General features: G+C 71.4%; 16 protein-coding genes. 6 read left to right on the top strand and 10 right to left on the bottom strand.

From position 1 onward, the window contains the following. Positions 1 to 9 precede the first annotated feature (9 nt). The 3 genes from O7631_RS13035 to O7631_RS13025 are packed head-to-tail and all read right to left on the bottom strand — an operon-like array spanning position 10 to position 4673. Positions 10 to 2565 carry a bifunctional GNAT family N-acetyltransferase/acetate--CoA ligase family protein gene (locus O7631_RS13035; RefSeq protein ID WP_278144460.1) on the bottom strand — a complete coding sequence of 852 codons (2556 nt, stop codon included), beginning with the start codon at positions 2563 to 2565 and terminating at the stop codon, positions 10 to 12. Between the two features lie 14 nt (positions 2566 to 2579). Further along, positions 2580 to 3764 carry an acetoin utilization protein AcuC gene (locus tag O7631_RS13030; RefSeq protein WP_278144459.1) on the bottom strand — a complete coding sequence of 395 codons (1185 nt, stop codon included), beginning with the start codon at positions 3762 to 3764 and terminating at the stop codon, positions 2580 to 2582. Between the two features lie 48 nt (positions 3765 to 3812). Beyond that, positions 3813 to 4673 (bottom strand): sulfurtransferase, encoded by an 861-nt coding sequence (locus O7631_RS13025; protein ID WP_278144458.1) that lies wholly within the window; start codon positions 4671 to 4673, stop codon positions 3813 to 3815. Positions 4674 to 4773: 100 nt separating this feature from the next. Between O7631_RS13025 and O7631_RS13020 the strand changes: the two genes are divergently transcribed. Beyond that, positions 4774 to 5463, top strand: a complete 690-nt coding sequence (locus O7631_RS13020) for a metal-dependent transcriptional regulator (protein ID WP_145784915.1) — start codon at positions 4774 to 4776, stop codon at positions 5461 to 5463. Between the two features lie 19 nt (positions 5464 to 5482). On the opposite strand, the gene O7631_RS13015 is transcribed toward O7631_RS13020, so the two are convergent. Together O7631_RS13015 and O7631_RS13010 are read right to left on the bottom strand one after the other, a co-directional pair. Beyond that, the gene (locus tag O7631_RS13015) at positions 5483 to 6031 is read right to left on the bottom strand and encodes a hypothetical protein (protein ID WP_278144457.1); all 549 of its coding nucleotides are present in this window, start codon (positions 6029 to 6031) and stop codon (positions 5483 to 5485) included. 99 nt (positions 6032 to 6130) lie between these two features. Beyond that, positions 6131 to 6385, bottom strand: a complete 255-nt coding sequence (locus tag O7631_RS13010) for a DUF5522 domain-containing protein (RefSeq protein WP_278144456.1) — start codon at positions 6383 to 6385, stop codon at positions 6131 to 6133. A 101-nt stretch (positions 6386 to 6486) separates the two neighbouring features. Here O7631_RS13010 and O7631_RS13005 point away from each other — a divergent pair, with 101 nt between their 5' ends. After that, the gene (locus O7631_RS13005; RefSeq protein WP_278144455.1) at positions 6487 to 7338 is read left to right on the top strand and encodes an alpha/beta hydrolase; all 852 of its coding nucleotides are present in this window, start codon (positions 6487 to 6489) and stop codon (positions 7336 to 7338) included. Here O7631_RS13005 and O7631_RS13000 read toward each other — a convergent pair. Then, complete coding sequence (locus tag O7631_RS13000; RefSeq protein WP_278144454.1) at positions 7326 to 8333, bottom strand: carboxypeptidase-like regulatory domain-containing protein; 1008 nt, start codon at positions 8331 to 8333, stop codon at positions 7326 to 7328. The genes O7631_RS13005 and O7631_RS13000 overlap by 13 nt on opposite strands. A 226-nt stretch (positions 8334 to 8559) precedes the next feature. Here O7631_RS13000 and O7631_RS12995 point away from each other — a divergent pair, with 226 nt between their 5' ends. Continuing rightward, positions 8560 to 9501, top strand: a complete 942-nt coding sequence (locus tag O7631_RS12995) for a MerR family transcriptional regulator (RefSeq protein WP_278144453.1) — start codon at positions 8560 to 8562, stop codon at positions 9499 to 9501. Between the two features lie 6 nt (positions 9502 to 9507). Here O7631_RS12995 and O7631_RS12990 read toward each other — a convergent pair whose 3' ends face one another. Beyond that, a complete protein-coding gene (locus tag O7631_RS12990; RefSeq protein ID WP_278144452.1) occupies positions 9508 to 10443 on the bottom strand; it encodes a DUF2332 domain-containing protein in 936 nt (311 codons plus the stop codon). A 138-nt stretch (positions 10444 to 10581) separates the two neighbouring features. Here O7631_RS12990 and O7631_RS12985 point away from each other — a divergent pair, with 138 nt between their 5' ends. Then, on the top strand, positions 10582 to 11694 hold the full coding sequence (locus O7631_RS12985; protein WP_278144451.1) for an FAD-dependent monooxygenase: 1113 nt from the start codon (positions 10582 to 10584) through the stop codon (positions 11692 to 11694). Positions 11695 to 11819: 125 nt separating this feature from the next. Then, positions 11820 to 12131, top strand: a complete 312-nt coding sequence (locus O7631_RS12980) for an NIPSNAP family protein (RefSeq protein WP_278144450.1) — start codon at positions 11820 to 11822, stop codon at positions 12129 to 12131. On the opposite strand, the gene O7631_RS12975 is transcribed toward O7631_RS12980, so the two are convergent. From O7631_RS12975 to nrdR, 3 genes are all read right to left on the bottom strand, one after another. Then, complete coding sequence (locus O7631_RS12975) at positions 12103 to 13791, bottom strand: hypothetical protein (RefSeq protein WP_278144449.1); 1689 nt, start codon at positions 13789 to 13791, stop codon at positions 12103 to 12105. The two genes, O7631_RS12980 and O7631_RS12975, sit on opposite strands and share 29 nt — an antisense overlap. A 370-nt stretch (positions 13792 to 14161) precedes the next feature. After that, the gene (locus tag O7631_RS12970; protein ID WP_278144448.1) at positions 14162 to 17053 is read right to left on the bottom strand and encodes a vitamin B12-dependent ribonucleotide reductase; all 2892 of its coding nucleotides are present in this window, start codon (positions 17051 to 17053) and stop codon (positions 14162 to 14164) included. Between the two features lie 34 nt (positions 17054 to 17087). Next, complete coding sequence (nrdR, locus tag O7631_RS12965) at positions 17088 to 17588, bottom strand: transcriptional regulator NrdR (protein WP_278144447.1); 501 nt, start codon at positions 17586 to 17588, stop codon at positions 17088 to 17090. A 539-nt stretch (positions 17589 to 18127) separates the two neighbouring features. On the opposite strand from nrdR, the gene lexA reads away from it, so the two are divergent. Beyond that, the gene (lexA, locus tag O7631_RS12960; protein WP_278144446.1) at positions 18128 to 18913 is read left to right on the top strand and encodes a transcriptional repressor LexA; all 786 of its coding nucleotides are present in this window, start codon (positions 18128 to 18130) and stop codon (positions 18911 to 18913) included. The last annotated feature ends 23 nt before the right edge of the window (positions 18914 to 18936 follow it).

Here is an 18936-nt window from a genome sequence, read left to right as displayed (position 1 = left end):
CGGCCGCGTTCAGAGGCGGCGGGGGCCGGTGTCCGGGCGTGCGGCGACGCCGCCCACCCGCACCTGGGCGTGCAGGACGGAGATGCCGCCCGGGCGGGCCAGCACCGGGTTGAGGGTCAACGAGCGCACCCGGGGCTGCTCGTCGGCGAGCTGACCCACCCGCAACAGCAGGTCCGCCAGGGCGGCCCGGTCGACCGGTGCGGCACCCCGGTGCCCGCTTAGCAACGGCGCCGCCCGGGGCTCGTCGACCAGTTCGGCCGCGTCGGTGTCGGTCAGTGGAACCGCCCGCCAGGCCCGATCGCCCAGCAACTCGGTGGCGACCCCGCCGAGGCCGAAGCCGACCACCGGCCCGAACGCCGGATCCTCCACCAACTCCACCACGCAGGCCACGCCGGGCGGCACCATCGGCTGGACCAGCGCCTCCGCGCCGAAGGTCCCCGCCAGCTCGGCGTACGCGCGGCGCAGAGTCGGCTCGTCGGGCAGGTCGAGCCGGACCGCGCCGAGGTCGAGCCGGTGCCGCAGCCCGGGGGCGGCCGCCTTGAGCGCCACCGGGAAACCCAGCCGCGCCGCCGCGTCGACAGCCGCGTCGGCCGAGTCGACGGTCGCCGAGGCCACCACGTCGATGCCGTACGCGGCCAGCAGGGCACCCGGGTCGGCGCCGTCGGCGCGGAGCGCGGCCTGCGCGGCGGCCCGGTCGACCGCGGGCAGCTCGGGCGCGATCCCGGGCGTACGGCGTAACCACTCGGCGTACCGGTGCACCCGGGCGAGGGCGCGCACCGCCTCCTCCACACCGCCGTACGCGGGCACGCCCGGTGGCAGTCGTCCGACCAGGAACGTCGCCACTGTCGGCTTGCCCAGTGCCAGAGCGGCCGGTAGCGCGGCGCCCACGTCGGCGTCCACAGCGGTCAGTTGCCCGGGCAGCGGCGGGGCGAAGACCACCACCAGGGCGTCCACCCCCTCGTCGCCGGCCGTCTCGGCGAGAGCGGCGGCGAACTCGGCGGCACCGGCGCTCGGCCCGACGTCGCGGGGATAACCGTCGGCAACGGTGAGACCCTGCCCGACGCAGGCGGTGGCGGCGAGGCCGGTCAGGGCCGAGGAGTTGCCGACCACGCCGACCCGCCCGCCCGCCGGCAGCGGCTGGTTGGCCAACAGCACACCCACGTCGAGCAGCTCCGGCACGGTGTCCACCCGGATCACCCCGGACTGGGCGAAGAGGGCGGCCACCGCCACCTCGTCCGGCCCGGCGGTGTCACCGACCCCGACCGGGCGGGCCGGCGAGGCGAGCGCGACGACCGGTTTGGCGCGACCGATCCGCCGGGCCAGCCGGGCGAACTTGCGGGGGTTACCGAACGTCTCCAGGTACAACATGATCACGTCGGTGCCGCTGTCGTCCTGCCAGTACTGGAGGAGGTCGTTGCCGGAGACGTCGGCCCGGTTGCCGGCCGACACGAAACTCGACAGCCCGAGGCCACGCCGGTCCGCCTCGGCGAGCAACGCCACCCCGAACGCGCCGGACTGACTGAAGATGCCCACCCGGCCGGCCGGCGGCAGCGCCGGGGAGAGGGTGGCGTTGAGGCGTACCGTCGGGTCGGTGTTGGCCACGCCCAGGCAGTTCGGGCCGATCACCCGCATGCCCGCGGCGTGCGCCGCGCGGACCAGCGCCCGTTGCGTGGCCGCGCCCTCCGCCCCGGCCTCGGCGAAGCCGGCCGAGATGACCACCAGGCCGTGCGCCCCCGCCGCGGCCGCATCGGCGACCACAGCGGTCGCCGCCTCCGGCGGCACCGCCACCACCGCCAGGTCAACGGGCGTGCCGGCGTCGACAGCCGAGGGGTACGCGGGCAGGCCCGCCACTGTCGACGCACTCGGGTGCACGGGCACCACCGAGCCGGTGAAACCGCCGTCGCGCAGGTGCCCGAGGACCGCCGCGCCGACGCCCTGACCGGTGGCGCTGGCACCGTAGACGGCGATGCCCCGAGGGGCGAGCAGCCGGGCGATCGAGCGGGCCTCGGTGCGGTGTTCCCGACCGCGCTGCACCTCCAGGGTCGCCTCGGTGGGCGCGATCGGGAAGCTCAGGTGCACCACGCCGTCGGCGTACTCGCGCTGGACCTGGTAGCCGAAGTCGGCGAAGACGCGCAGCATCGTCCCGTTGGCGGGCAACACCTCGGCGACGAAGCTCATGATGTCGTTGCGGCGGGCCGCGTCCGCCAGGTGCTCCATCAGCACCGAGCCGATGCCCCGGCCCTGGTAGGCGTCCTCCACCACGAAGGCCACCTCCGCCTCCGGGGCCTGCGGGCCCAGCCGCTCGTACCGGCCGACCGCGACGATCTGCCCGGCCGCCAGCACCACGAACGCCTCCCGGTCGCGGTGGTCGACGGTGACGAAACGGATCAGATCCCGTTCCGGGATGCGCGGGTACGGCGAGAAGTAGCGCAGGTAGCGGGTGCGCTCGGAGAAGCGGCTGTGCATCGCCACGATGCCCGGCGCGTCGGCCGGGTCGATCGGTCGCAACTGGACCGTGCTGCCGTCGCTGAGCAGCACGTCCACCGGCTGGTCCACGGTCGTCACCGGAACGGCCCGGCTCAGTCCCGCGGATCGTGCGGGTCGAGCCCGAGCAACGGAAAGACCGTCTTGCGGGTGGCCGCGATCGCCCGGTCCACCGCGTTGGGCTCGCCGGTCGGCTGCCACGGCTCGTACGACGGGTCGGCGTCGTCGGTCATCCGCAACGGCACCTCCCGGCCCAGACGGCGGGAGGCGACCAGGTCCCGCCACCCGGGCGGGGTGAGCGTGGCCGGATCGATCGGGGCGCCGGTGGCCACGGCCAGCAGGTGGCTCCAGGCCCGGGGCACCACCTCGACCAGCGCGTACCCGCCGCCGCCGGTGGCCACCCACCGGCCGTCGCACAGCTCGTCGGCGAGCGCCCGCATCGCCAGGTAGGTGGCCCGCTGCCCGTCCACCGTCAGGTTCAGGTCGGCGAGCGGGTCCAGTCGGTGCCCGTCCGCGCCGCACTGGCTGACCAGCACCTGCGGCCGGAACGCACGCAACACCGACGGCACGATCGCGTGGAAGGCCCGCTGCCAGGCGGTGTCGTCGACACCCGGGGGCAGCGGCATGTTGACGGCGGTGCCCTGCGCACCCGGCCCACCCGTCTCGTCGGGGAAACCGGTGCCCGGGAAGAGCGCCAGCGGGGTCTCGTGCAGGCTGACCGTCAGCACCCTGGGGTCGTCCCAGAAGATCTGCTGCACCCCGTCGCCGTGGTGCACGTCGACATCCACGTACGCGATCCGCTCGGCACCGAGGTCGAGCAGACGGGCGATGGCCACCGCGGGGTCGTTGTAGACACAGAAGCCGGAGGCCCGGGCGGGCATCGCGTGGTGCAGGCCGCCGGCCACGTTCACCGCCCGCCGCGCGTCCCCGCGCCAGACCGCCTCGGCGGCGGCCACCGTCGCCCCGGCGATCAACGCGCTGGACTCGTGCATCCCCTCGAACACCGGGTTGTCCGAGGTGCCCAGCCCGTAACCGGCGAAGAGCGGGTCACGGGGCGCGGCCCGCACCGCGGCCAGGTAGGCACTGTCGTGCACCCGGGTGAGCACCGAGTCGTCGGCGATGATCTCCGGCTTGACCACGCGCACCCCGGGACGGTCCAGGACGCCCAGCTCACGGGCGAGCGCGAACGTCAACTCCACCCGGACCGGGTCGAGCGGATGGTCACCCATGTCGTAGGCGAGCAGCGACTCGTCCCACACCACCACCGTGTCGTCGGACATGAGCCCATCGTCGCACGGGGACCGCCGCCGGCCCACCGCACGCGCTGGTCAACGGCCAGGTGTCTCCCCGACGGCGACCGGACGAGCCGGATCGGCCACCCAGTTGCTCCACGATCCAACGTAGAGCGCCGCGTCCGTGCGGCCCGCCAGGTGCAGCGCCAGCACCGCCTGCGCGGCGGTCACCCCGGAGCCGCAGTACGCCCCGACGGCACCCGCTCCGATCACCCCGGCGGCGGCGAACCGCTCGCTCAACACGTCGGCGGCCGGGAAGCGCCCGTCCGGACCGACGTACTCCCCGGCGGGCAGGTTGACCGCGCCCGGCACGTGCCCGGCGACCGGATCGATCGGCTCCACCTCGCCCCGGTAGCGGGGAGCAGTCCGTACGTCGAGCAGCACGGCGTCGTCCATGGCGGCGACGGTGGCGGCCTGCGCCGCGTCGAGGACCGGAAGCCCACCGGGCCGCACCACGACGTCGCCGGTGGTCGGGGACTGCGCGTCGGTGGAGACGGGCAGACCGGCGGCGACCCAGGCCGGGTAACCGCCGTGCAGCACACGCACCGACCGGTGCCCCGCCCAGCGCAACGTCCACCAGGCCCGCGCGGCGGCCATGCCGTCGCCGCCGTCGTACACCACCACGGGGTGATCGGCGCGGACGCCGGCAGCCCGGAGCGCGGCCTGCAACGCCGCCGGGTCGGGCAGCGGGTGTCGCCCTCCGGCACCCGGCGCGCCGCAGAGCGCGGTGTCAAGGTCGACGAAGACCGCGCCGGGCAGGTGGCCGGCGAGGTAGTCGTCACGACCGGGCGCGCCGACGAGCCGCCAGCGAACGTCGAGCAGGGTGGGCGGATCGACGTCGTCGAGCGCCGCGGCGAGCCGGTCGACCTCGACCAACGGCTCCTGGGGACCGGACATGGCGACCATCAAACACCATCCGTGTCGACGGCACGCGGTTCGGCGGCGGTCGTCAGTCGTTCACCGAGGTACCATCGTGCATCGGAGGGCCGCTGACGTTATGAAGTCTCACGACCTGGTCGACACGACCGAAATGTACCTGCGCACCATCCTCGAACTCGAAGAGGAGGGGGTGCCGCCGCTGCGTGCCCGTATCGCCGAGCGGCTACGGCAGAGCGGTCCCACAGTGAGCCAGACCGTCGCCCGGATGGAGCGCGACGGCCTGCTCACCGTCGAAGGTGACCGACACCTCACCCTCACCGCGCTGGGTCGCGGCACGGCGGTGTCCGTGATGCGCAAGCACCGCCTCGCCGAGTTGCTGCTGGTCAACGTCATCGGGATGCCCTACGAGGAGGCCCACGAGGAGGCCTGCCGCTGGGAGCACGTGATGAGCGACGCCGTGGAGAAGCGGGTCTACGACCTGCTCAACCGCCCGACCCGCTCGCCGTACGGCAACCCGATCCCGGGTCTGGAAGAGCTGGGCTCACCGGAGGCGGAAGCCACCGAGGTCGCCGAGGGTGAGCGCAACCTGGCCTTCCCGGGCCTCTCCGGGCCGGTCGTGGTCCGCCGGATCTGCGAGAGCGTGCAGACCGACGGTGACGTGCTGCGTCAACTGCACGCCGCCGGTGTCGACCCGGGCGCGACGGTGACAGTGGCGCAGGAGCGCGACGGGGTGTCCATCGACCGCTCTGGGGACCGGGTCCGACTGCCCCGCGAGGTCGCCTCGCGGGTCTTCGTCGCCGCCAACTGACCGAGCAGGCGCCCGGGCGTCACAACGCCCGGGTGTCCACCTTCTTCGCCAGTGTGGTGAGGTCGCCGGTCAGCTCCTCCACGGCAGAGCGTTCGCTGCCCCGGGCCGAGGTCCAGCTCACCGTGGCCAAGCGCCCGTCGGCGGCCAGCCAGCCCACCTCGGCGACCGGTCCGCGTCCGCTCCCGGCGGCGAGGGTACGCCGGTACGCCTGCTGGCCCAGCCCGGTGACCTTCGCCGCCTTGTCGGGCACCACCTCCGCGCCGAAGGTGGTCTTGTCGACAGTGGTCTTGGACACACTCAACGTCAGATCCGGTAGGGCCGCGCCCGCCGACCGGACCACACAGGTGTGCGTGTCGCCCTGTTGGCTGGCCGCGGCCACGTCGAAGCGCACCTTGAACAGCTGTTCGATCACCGCGAAGTCCAGCAGTCGGCAGGCCCCACCGGAAGAGGCGGCCGCCACGTCGACAGCGATCGGCACCGGAGGCGGCACCGCCACCGGCTCGGCCTCGGCGGCGCACCCGCTCACCAGCAGCCCCGCCATCCCGGTGACCACGATCAGCCCGCGCACGTTCCACCCTCTCGCCGACCGACGGCGGAAGGCGCCCCGCCGGATGTCCGTCGGAAACCGTACGGGGTGTCCGGGTCGGGCGGAAGCCCTCGTTCCCGCCTATCCGGACGGTGGATCGTCCACGTACGGGCAGTGTCGGCAACCCCGCCCGCAGCACGTGCCCCGACGGGCCAGGAAGCCGGCGCTGAGCACGAACAACCCGCTCGCCGGGTCGAGGTAGCCGGCCTGGTCGGCGACGAGCGCGGCGTTGTGCGCGGCGAGGATCCGGGCCCGGTCGGGGTGCTCCGGCGACAGCCGGGACGGGTGCGGCTCGGTGAGCGGCCGGCCGGCCAGTGGTTTCCGCTCTCCGGTCACCGCCGCAGTCTAGGGAACCGCAGCACCCGCCACGAGCGGCCCGTCGACCCACCTCGAAGGGCCGGCTCCACACGTGCCAACAGCTTTGGCAGGCTGTTCTCATGGCCACCTTCGCCGCGTCCGACGGCACCACACTCGCGTACCGGAGCATCGGCGCAGGCGACCCGCTGGTCTGTCTGCCGGGCGGGCCGATGCGGGACTCGGCGTACCTCGGTGATCTCGGCGGTCTGGGCGCGTACCGGACACTGGTCGTCCTCGACCTGCGGGGCACCGGTCGGTCGGCCGTGCCGGCCGACGTCTCCACCTACCGTTGCGACCAGATGGTCGACGACGTCGAGGCGCTGCGCCGACACCTGGGCCTCGACCGACTTGACGTGCTCGCGCACTCCGCCGGCGCCAACCTGGCCCTGGGGTACGCGACCCGACATCCCGAGCGGATCGGCCGGCTCGCGCTGATCACACCGAGCACGCGGGCTCTCGGACTGGAGGCGACCGCCACGCTGCGCCGGGAGGTCACCCGGGCCCGAGCCGGCGAGCCGTGGTACCCGGCGGCAGTGGCCGCGTTGGACTCGATGGTGTCTGGTCGAGCGACCCCGGATGCCTGGCAGGCGATCACACCGTTCTTCTACGGACGGTGGGACGCGGCCGCCCGCGCGCACCAGGCGGCGGAGCCGGGCCAGCGCAACCAGGACGCGGCCCGGGTCTTCGGTGCCGAGGGCGCCTTCGATCCGCCGGCGACCCGCGCTGCGCTCGCCGCACACCGGGGTCCGGTGCTGCTGCTGGCCGGTGAGACCGACCTCGGTGCCCCGCCCGGCCTGGTCGCCCAAATCGCGGAGCTGGCACCGGGCGCCGAGCTGGCCGTGCAGCCGGGCGCGGGGCACTACCCGTGGCTTGACGACGCCGACAAGTTCACTGCCACGGTCTCGACGTTCCTGCGCTTTCAGCCTCGGTAGCTGTTCTGCTGCGGGGGCGCGCCGTACGAACCCGGGAACCCGCCCTCCGGCACGGCGCGCAGTACTGCGGTCGGAGCGTCGGCCATGCTCCCCCCGGCCGGCACCAACAGCTGAGGCGTCGAGGGACCAGCCGCCTCCGGTGTGTTCTTCAGGCGCATCACCACCAGTGCGAGCGCGCCCAGGCCGACGGCGACCAGCAGACCTCCCAGAAGGAACGGCATCGAACTGCCTCCCTCGTCGCTGACGGCCTTGAGGCTGGGCGGTGCTGCCTCGGCGGTGCCCTCGTCCGCCGCGGCGACAGGTTCCGCCTCTTCGGTGGGCGACGCCGACGCCGTGGTGGGCGCTGCCACAGCAGTCAGGGTCAGCCCCACTGTCGCGACGTCACCGGCGGCCCCTCGTACCGTCGTGCGGGCGGTGCCGTAGCCGTCCTTGGACGCGCGGACGGTGATGACACCCGCCGCGATCGTCTTAGCGGCGCTCGACGTGATCGAGAACTGGCCGGTGCGGCTACTGGTCGTCCGGTATTCGTGGCCGGCGCTGTCCTGGATGGTCAGGTTCGCGCCGCTGATCGCCTTTCCGCCCGCATCGCGGATCCGACCGGAGACCCCCTTCACCCCGGAAGCCGGCTTGTCCCCGCCCGGCGACGGCGCGCCCGGGCCGTGGACGTAGACACTCTTGTGGGCATAACTGTTCTCCTCAGCGAGCCGCACGCCGATCGAGATGTTGAGGCCGGTGATCTCACCCGGGCGAGCGTCGGGGGCGACGAGCGTCGTGTCGAAGGTCTGGCTCCGGCCCGGCCCGAGCTTCGGCTCCACCCGGCATCCGGAGGTGCAGCGCAGGCCGCCGCCGACCACCACGATGGCCGTTTCGGCCTTCCGTCCGTTGTTGGTGACGGTGTACCGCACGCGTACCGTCTCGTTGGGCTTGACGTTCTCCGCCGACACGCTCAGGATGCGGACGGTCTCCGGGGCGGCCGCCGCGGGTGTCGCCGACACAGCGAGCGCACCCATTGCGAGCGTGATGAGTGCGGCCGCTCGCGTCCACCGAACACCAAAGCGCGTCGTCACTTCCCACCACCTTCGGCAAGCGCAGGCAACATCGATCGATGACGCCGCGAGCCACTATGCCCTGTCCGGACGGGTTGCGCGACCCGCCTTCAATGTCCGCCTGCCGCTGAGGTGGGGTTGAGTCTCCAGCGGGGGGAGACGGCAGGGTGGGGACATGGATGACGAGACGCTCTCCACGATCGGCGACCTGGCCCGGCGGACCGGCCTGAGCGTCAAGACCATCAGGTACTACGCCGACAGCGGGATCGTCCCGCCGACCGACCGGAGCCCGGCCGGCTACCGCCTGTTCGGCACCGAGGCGGTTGCCCGGCTGGAGCTGGTCCGGACGTTGCGTGACCTGGGCCTGGACCTGGCCACCATCCGGCGGGTCGTGGACCACGAGGTGCCCCTGCACGAGGTGGCCGCCGCGCACGCCGAGGCGTTGGCCGTGCAGATCAGGGTGCTGCGGTTGCGCCAGGCGGTGCTCGGCGTGGCGGCGAGGCGCGGGTCGGGCCCGTCCGAGGTGGACGAGCTGCACCGGTTGGCCCAGCTCACCACGCGTGAACGCGGGCAGTTGGTGGACGACTTCCTGAACAGCGTCTTCGCCGGCCTCGGCGACCAGCCCGGGTACCCGGGTGTGATCGTCTCGATGACACCGGAACTGCCCGACGACCCCAGCACCGAGCAGGTCGAGGCGTGGCTGGAGCTGGCCGAGTTGTCCCGGGAACCGGAGTTCCGGGCCCGGATGCGGCGGCTGGTGCGGCAACACGCCGCCGACCACGACGTCCCGGGGCTGCCCCGCCCGGACGCCGTCGCGGTGGTCCGGGACGCGGTGGCCCCCGCCCTCGCCGCGGGTCTCGACCCGACCAGCCCGGATGCCGAGCCGGTGGTCGCGGCCGTCACCAGCCGGTACGCGAGCCTGCACGGTCACTCCGACGAGGCCGACCTGCGTCGGCGGTTGCTCGACCGGCTGGTTCCGGCCAACGACCCCCGTCGGGACCGCTACCTCGACCTGCTGGCGGTGCTCAACGGCTGGTCGACCGGCGACGCGACGGCACCGGCGGTGGACTGGTTCATCAGAGCCCTGCGCGCACGCATGCCCGAGCCGGTCGGTTGAGCCGCCTCAGCCGAACCAGGTCATCGCCTGGCCGTGGCCCCTGGTCCAAGCCAGCGGGCGGCCGTCCAGGGCGAGGACGTTGTGCAGCGCGTCGGTCGGCGGGTCGGGCAACCCGTCGTACCGCAGCACCTCCGGCGCCTCGTTCGCGATCCAGTGGCCGGGCAGCTCACCGACCAGCCGGACGAACGCGTCCCGGCGCGGTGACGGCACCTGGTACAGCACTGACGTGTGGAAGACCACGAGCGTCGCGTCGGCGGGAGCGCGGGCCGCCAGCGCCGGCAGGTCGTCCACCAGATCGCCACGGACCAGCAGCGGCGGATCGGCCGCGGCGACCGCAGCCGCCGCACGCAGCCGGGCCCGCCGGTGCGCGTGCTCCGGCCAGATCAACGCATCGAGCCACGACACGTCGGCGGGGTCGGTCACGTCGAGCGGGTTCAGGTCGAGGCCGGCCCGCCACACCACCCGGGGTACGTCCGCCGGCGGCACCAACCCGCTGGCCGCGCACTCCAGGACCGGCTCACCGGCACCGACCTGGTGCTCCCCGTAGCGGTACGCGTACCGGTCGGGGTAGAGGCCGAGCCCGGCGGACGCGCCGACCTCCAGCAGGGCGAGGGGCTGTGGCAGCGCGGCAAGCACCGGCAGCAGCACCGCGCACCGGCCGGTCTCGTTCGTCTGGGTGGCCCGGGTGAGCAGCTCCGCCTTGACGGCGGGCCAGTGCGTCAGCACGTAGTCGTGGAACGCGGCCGGGTCGCCGACCGGACCGCCGAGCCAACGGACGACACCGAACAACAGGTTCGGCTGCCGCTTGGCCGGCGGAACCTCGTCCAGCAGATCGAGCAGGGACTCGTCGCGGGCGACGGCAGCCGACAGACGCTCGTAGGTGAGTGACACCCCGCGCGCCTCACGGCTGCCGAACTCGACGTACGCCTCGGCGGTCGTCATGCGGTCATCGTCGCAGCCCATACCTCGGAATTTCAGCCCCCGTACCCGTGGGCTGGCTCACCCGCCTTCTAGAGTTCTGCGGCGGCCGGATCGTTGAGCAGCAGCTCAGCCGGCCTGAGCTACGGGAAGGAACGTGTCGTGCGGGGTGACAATGTCCGGGTACTCATCGTCGGCGGGGGCATCGCCGGGCTGGCGACTGTCGCCGCGTTGCGCGAGTGGGGCGCTGACGTCGACGTGACCGAGCGGGCACCGGGGCCGACCGACTCCGGCACCGGCATCTACCTCACCGGTAACGCGACCCGCATGCTCGACGTCCTCGGTCTGCGGGAGCCGGTCGCCGACGTCGCCGTGGAGATCACCCGCCAGCGCAGCGCGAACCAGCGCGGGCGCCGCCTCTTCGACATCGACGTGACAGCGCTGTGGCAGGGCGTCGGCCCGTGCGTGTCGCTGCCCCGGGCACAGCTGCACCGGGCCCTGTTGGCCGGCGTCGGAGACGCCCCGATCCGTTGGGGACACCACCCGGTCGTCCTCTCTCAGGAGGGCGACCGGGTCGCCGTCGAGTTCGACGACGCCAGCACCGAACGGTACGACCTGGTGATCGGCGCGGACGGGGTGAACTCGACGGTGCGCCGGCTCGCCTTCGACGGTCAGGCGGCCCGCGACCTGGGCCAGTACGCGTACCGCTGGGTTGCTCCCCGCATCGACGACGAGCCGTTCTGGTCGGTGCAGTTGGGGCGCGGAAGGCAGTTCCTGACGATTCCGATCAGCGCCGAGCAGACGTACTGCTACTACAACGACGGCCCGGTGGTCGACCGGCCGGGCTGGCGCGACGACGTGGCCGCGTCGTTCACCGAGCCGGCGACCATCATGCTCAAGGCCCTCGACCACGACGACAGCTCCCTGCACGCCGGCCCGAATCAGGAGGTCGTGCTCGACTCCTGGTCCCGAGGGCCGGTGCTGCTGATCGGGGACGCCGCCCACGCCACCTCACCGAACATGGCCCAGGGCGCGGCCATGGCCCTGGAGGACGCGGTCGTGCTCGCGTCGTCGTTGACCGCCGCCGACTCCGTCGCCGAGGCGCTGCGGGCTTACGAGGCGCGGCGACGCCCGCGTACCAACTGGGTGCTCAGCCAGACGCACCGCCGGGACAAGGCCACCGGGCTTCCGCCCGCCCTGCGCGACCTGGTGATGCGCCGCCTCGGCGAGCAGATGTTCCGGTCGAACTACGGGCCGTTGTTCGCCCAACCCTGACCGGGTTGCCTTCCGCCGTGATCGACACCAGGTCGGGAATGTGGGGGTATCCGAGCTGACGGACAACCCCATTTCGGCGACCTGGTGTCGACCATGGAGCCCGGCGCCGGTCGTAGGGTGGGGTCATGATCACGTGCGTCGTGCACTACACGATCGACCCCGCGCAGATCGCGGCGTTCGAAGACTTCGCGAGAGCATGGATGCGGCTCGTGGCCGAGCACGGCGGGGTGCACCACGGCTACTTCCTGCCCGCCGAGGGTGCCAGCGACAAGGCCGAGGCGCTGTTCAGCTTCGAAAGCCTGGCAGCCTACGAGCGTTACCGCGCACGGTTCGGCCACGACCCGGAGTTCGTCGCGGCGGACCGCATCCGCGACGAATCGGGTTGTGTCGTGCGGTACGAGCGGACGTTCATGCGCCCGCTCCTGCCGACTGACTGAGCCCTCCTGGCTCCGGCCCCGACGATCCCTCCGTCGTTGGAGCATCAGCCGAGGCAGTGACGGGAACGACAAGCACCTGGCCGTCGAGAGTGCCGATCGCCAGGCGGCCGTCACCCACCCGGGCCAGCGATAGTGGAACAACAGGACGACCTGCGATCCGTAGCTCCTGTCGAGCGTGCACAACGCCGTCCTCGGCCCTCAGGACGATCAGCTCTCCTGAGGTGGACACGACGTAGACGAAGGTGTCGTCGGCGTCCAGGGCGGCCGCCGCACGGTCGGAGGTGAAGATCCACTGCGGCTCACCGATCGGATATCTGCGGCGGACCACGAAAGCGTTTCCCGGCAGCGGTCCCGCTCCGGAGTGAACCGCGCCGCTGTGCACGAGCGCCGGCCCGGCTCCGTCGTCCAGGTACGCACCGCTGCCGCCGAACAGTCGACGACCTCTCGGCGCGTCCCATTCCAGCGGGAAGAGCCGCCGGACCCGACCCGTCGGCGTGTCGACGGCGACCACCCATTTGTCGCGCCAGGGCTCGTCTCTCTGGCCCTGGAGGAACAGCAGCTCCGGCGCGTACCTGATGTCGAAGAAGTGATTGAAGAGATCGTATGGGCCGAGCGGAATGGTGGTCGCACCGTCAGCGGGCGGCCCGAAGGCGACTTCTCCGGCCGTGCTGCTGCGCCTGTTGTAGTCGGTGTCGCGAAGCGCCCACGAGCCATCGGTCCTGCTGACCAGTACTGCGGGAGAGGACGATCGGTGGGTTTTCCGGACCGCGCCGTCGTCCAGGTCGACCTCCAGCACGACACTCGGGTCCTGGGTCCACCACCCATCCCGGTACCGGGGCGACACCTGCGTCAACACCAGGGCTGTCCGACCGCCCGGCAGCACCCGGATCTGATAGCCCGTGCCGTCGACCGGCACCTGCCAGAGCAATCTCCCAGTGGAACCCGACCAACATTCCAGGCCGACACCCTCCAACGCGGTGAGGATCCGCCCATCCGCGAGCCCTTCGACCGCCCACACGCCCCGCCGTGCTACCCACACCTGGCCGCGCTGCCGGCAGAGCTGCGAGACGGCAGCGACTGCCGCAGCCGCATCGGGCGGAGGTTCGTCCGGGACTGGGGTTTCGCCGTACGGCATCCGCAGCATCCCGACGACGGCTCGGTCCCAGTCATCCCGGCTGATGGAACATGCCAGGGAGGTCGTGCCGAACCGCTGCTCGTCCTCGTCACACGGAATGGCCAACACCAGGTCGAGCGTCTGAGGGCTACGCCAGGTGATCTGTCGTATTTCGCGGGGGTAGTCCAGCAACGAGACGGCGGTGCCGGTCGTCAGGTCCAGCAGGAGCAACTCGCCGTCGTAGGACCACCCGCCGTCGTACGAGCCGGTGCCGATCGCCACCAGGGGCAGAGTCGGGTGGAAGGCGACGCACTGAACGGGCCAACTAACGGCGATCTGGTGGACGCAGGTGAGGTCGTCGGTCCGGTACACCGCCAGTGTGTGCGACCCGGTGCCGCGAGAGACGTCGCGGCCGTGCCACTGCAATGGGCCGAGATTGCCACCGACCGCGATCAGATCACCGTGGGGAGAGGTGGCGGTGACGCGAGGCTGGCCGATCTCTCGGAAGGGCCCGGCACCCAGCACCCACATTTCGGGGTGCTTCACCAGGTGATGGCGGGTTCGATTCTTTTGATCATTTCGGCATCCTCCCGGGACAGCCGACTCAGGGGCAAGGTGGTTTCCATCAGGTGCGGAGACGACTCCCGCCACCCCGCACAAAGCGGTTCATTGGCGTCCCCTGGCCGCATACCTGAGCCGGGTCACCGACGAACTCCCATGATCAAGTGATGAGAAGTAGGCCTCAGAGCCATCTCTGAGCTACTTTTCATCACTTGATCTTGCCCAGGCGCTGTGGACCGGCCACAGGCGCCGCGGATCGGCCGGTCGCGCCGGACGAGCCGCCTCGGCGCTCTCACAAACGGCGCTGCCCCGGCCTCCGCGAGGGAGGCCGGGGCAGCGCTGTGTTGCGCGTACGTCAGCTGCAGCCGCTGGTGGAGCCGCAGCCCTCGCAGACGTAGCAGCTACCGGCCGGGCGCATCTTCGTACCGCAGGTGAAGCAGAGCGGTGCGTCGGCGGCCTTGCCGATCACGGCCTCCAGCAACTCGGTGCTGGAACCCACGCTCGGTGCCGGCTTGGCGGCGGCCACGTCGGCCATCTCCTGCGCCGGCTGGGCGACCGCCTCGGTCTTGGCGGGAGCCTCGACCGGCGCGGAGGACGCCATGGCGGTGAGGTCCGCACCGGTCGCGGCGGCCTCCGCGTCGGCCTCGGCCCGCAGCTGGGCGGCCCGCTCGGACGCGGTGAAGATGCCCAACTCGGCGCGGCGCTCGTACGGCAGGAAGTCCAGTGCCAGGCGACGGAAGATGTAGTCCATCACCGAGGCGGCCATCCGCACGTCCGGGTCGTCGGTCATACCGGCCGGCTCGAAGCGCATGTTGGTGAACTTGCTGACGAACGTCTCCAGCGGCACGCCGTACTGGAGGCCGATGCTGATGGCCACCGAGAAGGCGTCCATCACGCCGGCCAGGGTCGAGCCCTGCTTGGACATCTTCAGGAAGACCTCGCCGAGGCCGTCGTCCGGGTAGGACGACGCGGTGAGGTAGCCCTCGGCACCGCCGACGGAGAAGCTGACCGTCTCGGACGGGCGCTTCTTCGGCAGGCGCTTACGCACCGGCCGGTACTCGATGACCTTCTCCACGGCGGCCGGCTCGGCGGCTGCGGTCTCGACGGCGGCCTTGTTGCTCTTGGCCACCGAGAGCGGCTGGCCGACCTTGCAGTTGTCCCGGTAGATCGCCAGCGCCTTGAGGCCGAGCTTCCAGCCCTCGAAGTAGATCTTCTCGACGTCCTCGACGGTGGCCGCCTCCGGCATGTTGACCGTCTTGGAGATGGCGCCGGAGACGAACGGCTGGATGGCCGCCATCATCCGCACGTGACCCATCGGAGCGATCGTCCGCTCCCCCATCGCGCAGTCGAACACCGCGTAGTGCTCCGGCTTGAGGCCCGGGGCGTCCACCACGTGACCGTGGTCGGCGATGTGCTCGACGATCGCCTCGACCTGCTCCTCGGGGTAACCGAGGCTGCGCAGGGCGCGCGGCACCGTCTGGTTGACGATCTGCATCGAGCCGCCGCCGACCAGCTTCTTGAACTTGACCAGCGCCAGGTCCGGCTCCACGCCGGTCGTGTCGCAGTCCATCATGAAGCCGATGGTGCCGGTCGGGGCGAGGACGCTCGCCTGCGCGTTGCGCCACCCGAACTTGTCACCGATCTTGTTGCCCTGGGTCCACTGCTTGGTCGCCTCGCGGACGATCGCGGTGGCCACCGGGCTGGTCGGCTTGATCTCGTCGTTGGCGGCGGCGTGCTTGCGCATGACCCGCTTGTGCGGCTCCGCGTTACGGGCGTAGCCGTCGTACGGGCCGACGACGCCGGCCAGCTCGGCGGAGCGGCGGTACGCGGTGCCGGTCATCAGGGACGTGATCGCCGCGGCGACCGAGCGGCCCTGCTCCGAGTCGTACGGCAGGCCGGAGGCCATCAGCAGGGCGCCCAGGTTGGCGTAGCCGATGCCGAGCTGCCGGTAGGCGCGGGAGGTCTCACCGATCTTCTCGGTCGGGAAGTCCGCGAAGCAGATCGAGATGTCCATCGCGGTGATGACGAACTCGACGGACTTGACGAACTTCTCGACGTCGAAGCCACCGTCGGCGCGGAGGAACTTCATCAGGTTGAGCGAGGCCAGGTTGCACGAGGAGTTGTCCAGGTGCAGGTACTCCGAGCACGGGTTCGACGCGGTGATCCGCCCGGTCTCCGGGCAGGTGTGCCAGTCGTTGATCGTGTCGTCGTACTGCAGGCCCGGGTCGGCGCACTCCCAGGCGGCCTGCGAGATCGTCCGGAACAGCTTCTTGGCGTCGACGGTGTCGATGACCGAGCCGTCCAGCCGGCCGCGCAGGTCGAAGCCCTTGCCGTTCTCGACCGCCGACATGAACTCGTCGGAGACCCGGACCGAGTTGTTGGCGTTCTGGTACTGCACGCTGACGATGTCGGAGCCGCCCAGGTCCATGTCGAACCCGGCGTCCCGCAGCGCGCGGATCTTGTCCTCCTCGCGCGCCTTCGTGACCACGAACTCCTCGATGTCCGGGTGGTCCACGTCGATGATGACCATCTTGGCCGCCCGACGGGTCGCGCCACCGGACTTGATGGTGCCGGCCGAGGCGTCCGCGCCGCGCATGAAGCTGACCGGGCCGGAGGCGGTGCCACCGGAGGAGAGCAGCTCCTTCGACGAACGGATCCGCGACAGGTTGACGCCGGAGCCGGAGCCGCCCTTGAAGATCAGCCCCTCTTCCTTGTACCAGTCGAGGATGGAGTCCATCGAGTCGTCGACCGCCAGGATGAAGCAGGCGCTGACCTGCTGCGGCGACGGCGTACCGACGTTGAACCAGACCGGCGAGTTGAAGCTGAACACCTGGTGCAGCAGCATCCAGGTCAGCTCGTGATCGAAGATCTCGGCGTCGGCCGGGCTGGCGAAGTAGCCGTACTCCTCACCCGCGGTGCGGTAGGTGGTGACCACCCGGTCGATCAACTGCTTGAGCGACCACTCCCGCTCCGGGGTCCCCACCGCTCCCCGGAAGTACTTGGTGGTCACGATGTTGGCCGCGTTGACGCTCCACGCCTGGGGGAACTCGACCCCCCGCTGCTCGAAGTTGATCGAGCCGTCCCGCCAGTTCGTCATCACGACGTCGCGGCGCTCCCAGCTGACCTCGTCGTACGGGTGGACCCCCTCGGTCGTCCACACCCGCTCGATCTTCAGCCCCGCGCCTGCCTTGTTCCGTGAACGGCTAGTTGTCACGCCGTCGCCCCCCTCGTCTGCGCGGTCACCCACCGCGCGTCCCAATCGCTCGAAAAACAGTGAAGATTCAGCTGGTACGGCCGGCGGCCTCGACCGCGTCGGCCCCGCCCTGCTCCCGGGCCCGCGCTGCGGCCCGCAACGTCTCGATCTCGCGCTCGAAGTCGGCGAGCGAGTCGAAGGAGCGGTAGACACTGGCGAACCGCAGGTAGGCGATCTCGTCCAGGTCGCGCAACGGGCCCAGGATCGCCAGGCCCACCTCGTGGCTGGGGATCTCGGCGGCCCCCTTGGCCCGGACGGACTCCTCCACCCGCTGCGCGAGCAGCGCGAGCGAGTCGTCGTCGACCGGCCGGCCCTGGCACGCCTTGCGCACCCCGCCGATGATCTTCGTGCGGCTGAACGGCTCGGTCACCCCGCTGCGCTTGACGACCGCGAGGACCGCCTCCTCGACGGTGGTGAACCGCTTGCCGCACTCCGGGCAGGACCGCCGCCGTCGAATGAGTTGGCCGTCGTCGGCCTCCCGCGAGTCGACCACTCGGGAGTCAGCGTGCCGGCAGTACGGACACCGCATCGCCCACCTCCAAAAAATGATCAACTGCGCCCACACCGGACACCCCCGGACACGGCTCACCGCGACGGTGCCGTCCTCGGACGACGCCCGCCGTGGTCGACCTTACGGGAGTGCGGTCGGTAGTCGGACCCAACCTGTGGGCAACTTACGCCCGTGTCACTACTACATCTAGGGGTTGACCGTATGTCGCTGGGGAGGCCGGGTCAAGTTGACAGGCGTGTCCGGCGCGTCACGGACCATCCGGTCATCCGCGACCATCAGCACACCCGAAGACCCAACGCCGAGCGCTCGCCCGAGTTACCGGCCGACAGGCCGGACCGACCGGGAAAACGGCCGAGGATCGAACACCAGTGCTACCTGACGTACCATTTATCAGAACATCCGTACGACCGGAGTGGTTTTTCACCCCGACACGCCGGTGAGAGGTCGTACAGATGTTTGAAAATGACTGATCTCACCTATACGGTCATGAACAACGTGGCACCCCCGCACGCACCACGAGCCGACGAGGCACCCAGCGCCGACCAGGGAGGACGGACGTGACCGAGGACCGGGCCAGCCGGCCGAAGAGCCCGCAGCAGATCACCGAGGCGGGCCCGCCGGCCACCCGACGCCGCAGCGCCGCGCGCAGCCGGACGGGCCAGCCCGCCGTGCGCCCGGTCACCCCGGTGGTCAGCGCCTTCCCCGACCCGGCAGCTGTCGACCTGACGGCCCGCCAGCGTCGCATCCTGGAGTTCATCCGCACCTGGGTCGAGCGGCACGGTTACCCGCCGAGCGTCCGCGAGATCGGCGAGGCTGTCGGCCTGGTGTCGCCGTCCAGCGTCGCCTACCAGCTCAAGGAGTTGGAGAAGAAGGGCTTCCTGCGTCGCGACCCCAACCGGCCGCGCGCGGTCGACGTTCGCGCTCCCAGTGAGGCGATCGACGACGAGTTGTCCCGGGCACAGCGGCCGACGCCGGCGTACGTGCCGATGCTCGGCCGGATCGCCGCCGGTGGCCCCATCCTCGCCGAGCAGGCCGTGGAGGACATCTTCCCGCTCCCGCGCGAGCTGGTGGGCGAGGGCGAGGTCTTCATGCTCCAGGTCAAGGGTGACTCGATGCTCGACGCGGCGATCTGCGACGGCGACTGGGTCGTCGTCCGGCAACAGCCGACCGCCGACTCCGGCGAGATCGTGGCCGCCATGCTCGACGGCGAGGCGACAGTGAAGACCTACCGTCGACGCGACGGGCATGTCTGGCTGATGCCACAGAACCCGGCCTTCGACCCCATCCCCGGTGACGACGCCACCATCATGGGTCGCGTCGTGGCGGTGCTCCGCCGGATCTGACCGATCGGCGGGTGGGCGCACCT

This window comes from Micromonospora sp. WMMD967 (genome assembly GCF_029626165.1).
In the GTDB taxonomy this organism is placed as follows: domain Bacteria; phylum Actinomycetota; class Actinomycetes; order Mycobacteriales; family Micromonosporaceae; genus Micromonospora; species Micromonospora taraxaci.
This window is presented reverse-complemented; position numbering and strand designations above follow the sequence as displayed.